Origin of the sequence: Arsukibacterium sp. (assembly GCF_033722355.1) — a bacterium.
In the GTDB taxonomy this organism is placed as follows: domain Bacteria; phylum Pseudomonadota; class Gammaproteobacteria; order Enterobacterales; family Alteromonadaceae; genus Alishewanella.
Genome location: NZ_JAWVZF010000212.1, coordinates 1 through 3,819 on the forward strand (window position 1 = coordinate 1; position 3,819 = coordinate 3,819).

4 protein-coding genes are annotated in these 3,819 nt (G+C 45.9%); all 4 read right to left on the reverse strand.

Annotation, left to right across the window (positions count from 1 at the left end; all coding sequences use genetic code 11):
- Positions 1–123: 123 nt before the first annotated feature.
- Positions 124–1,542: a cytochrome c oxidase accessory protein CcoG gene (gene ccoG / locus R3177_RS13735; RefSeq protein WP_318971588.1), complete on the reverse strand. Its 1,419-nt coding sequence runs from the start codon at positions 1,540–1,542 to the stop codon at positions 124–126.
- A 302-nt stretch (positions 1,543–1,844) separates the two neighbouring features.
- A complete protein-coding gene (gene ccoP, locus R3177_RS13740; protein WP_318971589.1) occupies positions 1,845–2,771 on the reverse strand; it encodes a cytochrome-c oxidase, cbb3-type subunit III in 927 nt (308 codons plus the stop codon).
- Complete coding sequence (locus tag R3177_RS13745) at positions 2,764–2,976, reverse strand: cbb3-type cytochrome c oxidase subunit 3 (RefSeq protein WP_318971590.1); 213 nt, start codon at positions 2,974–2,976, stop codon at positions 2,764–2,766. The genes ccoP and R3177_RS13745 overlap by 8 nt, the downstream gene beginning before the upstream one ends.
- Positions 2,969–3,649, reverse strand: a complete 681-nt coding sequence (gene ccoO, locus R3177_RS13750; RefSeq protein ID WP_318971591.1) for a cytochrome-c oxidase, cbb3-type subunit II — start codon at positions 3,647–3,649, stop codon at positions 2,969–2,971. The genes R3177_RS13745 and ccoO overlap by 8 nt, the downstream gene beginning before the upstream one ends.
- Positions 3,650–3,819 lie beyond the last annotated feature (170 nt).

The window sequence follows — 3,819 nt, forward strand, 5'->3', positions numbered from 1 at the left end:
GCGGCTGTTTAAAAGCCAGATAAATAAATACAAAGTTGGCAGTCAGAAACACCACTAAAAAGCCCAGCATGCCCAGTACCCAGGGATTTTTTAATGCTTGGGGATTATCCTGCGAAATGCCCATTATTGCGGTCCCATAAACACGGTTTCGTAACGACTATTTAAAGCTGGATTATCGATCACTTCAGCTTCGAAGTAGAGCGGCATAGCTGGCGCAGTTACTTGTTCAGATGGTACCCGCACCAGCGCCTGTATCGGTACAACATGACCCGGCGCCACTCTGACCGGTTCACCAAATTCCTGTAATTTAGCCCCATCTACACCCGCCACCTGATAACGCACTGAAATCATTTCTTTAGTTTTATTGAGCATTTTCAGTGTGTAACGGTTTTGTATCGAGCCATCACTCAAGGTGACATATAAAGGTTGACGATTATGGGTGACCTTAAATTCGGTTGGCGAGAGACTGGCAAAACCGTAAATAACCCCACCCAGTGCCATCAGCAAAATTAACGAATAAATAACGACCCTTGGGCGCAAATATAGCGGCACCGATTTACCGTTATGGTGCAGCTCTTTGTAGGATGCATAGCGAATGAGACCACGCGGCTGATTGGTTTTATCCATAATCGAATCACAGGCATCAATACACATGCCACAGGTGATGCAACCTTCTTGCTGGCCTTTACGGATATCAATACCGGTCGGACACACCGCCACACACATCCGGCAATCAATACAACTGCCTTTACTCTCATCAACCGCACCACGCTTTAATTTGCCGCGTGGTTCACCCCGCTCAGCATCATAAGCAGGCAACACCGTATCCTGATCATACATAACGCCCTGAAGACGTGCATATGGACATAACCAGAAACAAACCTGTTCTCGCATAAACCCGGCAAAGATATAGGTGCCGGCAGTGAACATACCCAATACAATCCATGCTGCCGTTGAGGCTTGCAGGGTAAAGTAGTCATGCCAAAGCTGATAAGCATCGGTAAACCAGGCAGCAAAAGACACCCCTGTTAACAAAGCAATCACCAGCCAGAGAGTATGTTTGGTAGTAATACGCACTGCTTTATTAATGGTCAGCGGTGACTGACGGAATTTCATTGCTTTTGGTGGGGTATCACCTTCGAGACGGGTCTCGATAAAGGTATAGATATCGGTCCAAACGGTCTGGAAACAAAAATAACCACAAAACACCCGACCGGCAATACTGGTAACGGCTGCCAGTAAAATAGCAAAGAACAGCAGCGTCAGTGACAACATCCAGATGTCTTGCGGATAGATAGTGATATTGAATAAATTGAATTGGCGGTTAGGGATATCGAACAAAACAGCCTGTTCACCATTCCACCGTAAATATGGCCCGAGGAAAAAGATCAGCCACACTGACATGCCATACCATTTAAGCATACGGAACCGGCCGCCCAGTCGTTTGGCTACGACTTTATTGCCGCCAGCATTGACATCCCAGTCTGAGACATCTTTATAAATACCTGAGACGTCAATTGGCACGCCTTGTTGTTGAGACACTAGGCTTTCCTCACAGCTGTAACCCCCGGATTGTAGCACGGCAGTAAAATATCAAAATTTGCTGATTACAAAATTCAGATAAGAAAAAACCGACATAAAAGCCGGTTTCTTCCTTGAAATACATAACAGCTAGTTAGCCTTCATCGCTGCTGTCTTCCATGTTTTTAATAATTTTGTAGGCAATAACACCAATGACCGCTATGGTCAGAACTACTGAGACAATGGCGCCTATAGCAACCGCATCCATAAGCCTTCTCCTGTATCCAATACGACTGTCTGCTCAGTCATTTATTACCCCTGTCTTACTCACCACCACCTAACTGGTGAACATAGACAGCCAATTTCTTAATCTCGGTTTCACTTAGACGCTGGGTTTCTGTGCCGTCGTATTCCGGCTCTTCATCCCATTCTTCAGCTTCCAGTTTAACAGCCAGCTTTTCATTCCAGCCCGGCATGACCGCTATACGGGTTTTTGGGTCATTTGTATCGTTAACACCATGCAAAATCGTATGACGAATTTCGTCCGGTTCGCCGGAAAAACGCCAGATTTTATCAGACAGATTAGCAGAACCTAATTGCTGGATACCCTGCGCCTCTGGCCCATGACAGGCGACACAACCTTTATCATTGTATAGTTTCCAGCCGGCATCTGTTGCCTGACCTTCAGATCTATTAATTACAAACTGAACAAGTTGATCCACCTCTTCGTCTGTCAATAATTCTTTATGTGCAGGCATCATGCCCTGACGACCTTTTGCCAGTGTTTCGACAATTTTGCCAACGCTGCCACCATATAACCAGTCATCGTCAGCCAGAACTGGATAACCTGAACCCTCAGGGGGTATACCACCCGTTCCGTGACAGGCAGCACAGTTATCTCCGTAAAGTACCTTACTGGAGCCGACTGCATAGTTACGCAGTTCTTCATCTTCAAGGATTTCTTCGGCACTCATGGCTGCAAGTTGATCTTCAAATGGTGCACGTTTGGCTTCGACCTCAGCCAGGTTTTCTTTGTACTCTTCGATTTGTGTCCAGCCCAACAAGCCATCAGTACTATCATTTACTAACGGTAATGACGGATACAGAATAAAATATACCAAGACTAATAAACCGCTCAGATACAGGGCAATAATCCACCAGCGTGGTGGTGGGTTGGTTAGCTCTGTTATACCATCCCACTCATGGCCCGTATCCGGACATTCATGCGGATTTTTGTCGTTATCAGCCATCTTTTTTCTCCGAATTACCTTCAGCGTCATCGTCAAGTGGTAAGTTACGATGAGCTTCCAATTTGTCTTTATTTTTTGGGCGTAACACCCATATGTACATACCCAGCATTAGCAAGAAAATGATGACTGTCAGAATCGTACCGATCCAATCATTTAACGTCATCGCTCCCCAATTTGTCTCAAAATAAGACTGGAGTTTACTCACGATAATCTCTGCCTGGTTCAAATTTCACCATGGTGCCCAATACTTGCAAGTAGGCAACTAAAGCCTGCATTTCAGTTTTACCCTCGACCGCCTCGGCAGCGCCCAGGATATCTTCTTCAGTGTAAGGTACTCCCAACGTTTTCATTGCTTTCACACGTTTTTCGATACCTTCACCATCAATAGTGGCATCATCGAGCCATGGGTAACGTGGCATAATCGATTCCGGCACAACACTGCGCGGATCACGTAAATGTTGAATATGCCAAGCATCTGAATACTTACCACCTACGCGAGCCAAATCAGGACCGGTACGCTTGGAACCCCACTGGAAAGGATGATCATATTTTGATTCAACCGCCAGCGAATAATGACCATAACGATCTTTTTCATCGCGGAAGGGACGCACCATCTGTGAATGACACAAATAACAGCCCTCACGCTGATATATGTCACGACCCGCTAATTCCAGTGCGGTATAGGGACGAACACCTTTTAACTCTTCATATTCCGGAAACACATCATCTTCAAATGTGGTATCTAAGTAGAACAAGGGCACGATTTCAACAATACCGCCAACCGACACTACCAGTGCCGTTGCCAGAGCCAAGCCCCATACATTCTGCTCAACCCATTCCTGGAAGCTAACGCGCTTATTTTTTTTGTGTTTAGCCATTCCGATTTCCTCAAATATTCGCTGCAGTGGCCAGTTCAGCAGACGGTTTAGCGATTGCCTGACGAATAGTAACGGTGACGTTGTAAAGCATGATCACAGCACCTGCGAAGAAAATGAAACCACCGACGGCACGCATCGCGTAATAAGGATGCATTTGCGCAACAGATTCC